The sequence below is a fragment of the Oscillibacter sp. genome (genome assembly GCF_032060045.1).
GTDB lineage: Bacteria > Bacillota > Clostridia > Oscillospirales > Oscillospiraceae > Oscillibacter.
In genome coordinates, this window is sequence record NZ_DAMBZJ010000008.1 from 76,673 (window position 1) to 77,885 (window position 1,213).

Consider the following 1,213-nt stretch of genomic DNA (forward strand, 5'->3'; position numbering starts at 1 on the left):
GGGCAGGCTTTCCCCGCCGATCATATTCTGATTGGTTCCAATCAGACCCACCTTCGCGCCCGCCGCCTGCTCCAGAATGGCCTTGAGAAGATAGGTGGTGGTGGTTTTCCCGTTTGTCCCAGTAACGGCGGTCATCACCATCTGCTTTGCCGGTTGGCCAAACCAGTTGGCTCCTATGACCGCCAGCGCCCGACGGGACTTCTTCACCAGTACGAAGGGAATGTCCCCCTCCGGTTTTTTTTCGCAGACCGTGCACACCGCGCCGGCTGCCTGTGCCTTGCCGATATAGGCGTGGCCGTCCATGGCATATCCGCTGATGGCCACGAACAGGTCCCCCGTCTTCGTCTTCCGGGAATCATAGCTGACCCCTGAAATCTCCATGTTTTCATCCGCGTGAAACTCCAGCACCTCCGCGCCGGCAAGCAAATCCTTTAATTTCATTTCTGAATACGCCCCTTTACAGTGTGGAATGGGTAAGAATACACCATTCACAGTATATCCGGAGCGATTTGCAAAGTATACGGGAGAAGGTGCTCAAAACCATGCAAAACCTGTCAGTCCGCCATACTGCCCTGCGCGCCAAGCTGAACGGTGACCACCGTTCCCGCCGGAACCTCCGCCCCGGGCGACACAGACTGGTTCAGGGCAAACACATTTCCGCTGCTGGCGGAGGTGGCACCCGACACGCGCATAATCAACCCCGCATTGGTGAGCGCCGCGTTTGCCTGAGCCGCGGTCATCCCCACCACCTTGGGGACCGTGCTGGGTGTGTTGGGCTTTTCCTCGCCCAGATACAGGATGACCGACGCACTGCCGGGAATAATGGAGCCACCCAAGGGCGTCTGATCGGTAACCGTTGGCCCCTTGCCCACAGTGCGGCAAGTGAAACCAAGATTTGTAATCCGCTCTTTTGCCGCCTCTGCGGTTTGACCCACCACGTTGGGCACGGTGATGTCCGCGCCCACCATCTGCTCGGCAGTATAGTCCGGCTCCACGCCCACATAGGGCAGAATCTCACCCATGACGGAGCTGGCGGTAGGCGCCACCATGTTGCCGCCGGAGACGTAGACTCCGGTGTTTCGGCTGGGGGTATCCATCGTAATCAGCATGATGATTTCCGGATCGTCCGCCGGAGCGAAGCACATAAAGGATACCACAACCTCGCGGTTGGGGTTGCCGGTTTTATCGGCGGGACCGGTTTTTCCGCCGACGC

2 protein-coding genes are annotated in these 1,213 nt (G+C 58.8%); both read right to left on the reverse strand.

The features are described 5' to 3' along the window. On the reverse strand, window positions 1-441 hold a 441-nt coding region (locus RT018_RS05090; RefSeq protein ID WP_312939855.1), incomplete at its 3' end, for a Mur ligase domain-containing protein. A gap of 113 nt (window positions 442-554) precedes the next feature. Beyond that, window positions 555-1,213 (reverse strand): PASTA domain-containing protein (locus RT018_RS05095; RefSeq protein ID WP_312939857.1); only part of this gene is annotated, 659 nt, incomplete at its 5' end.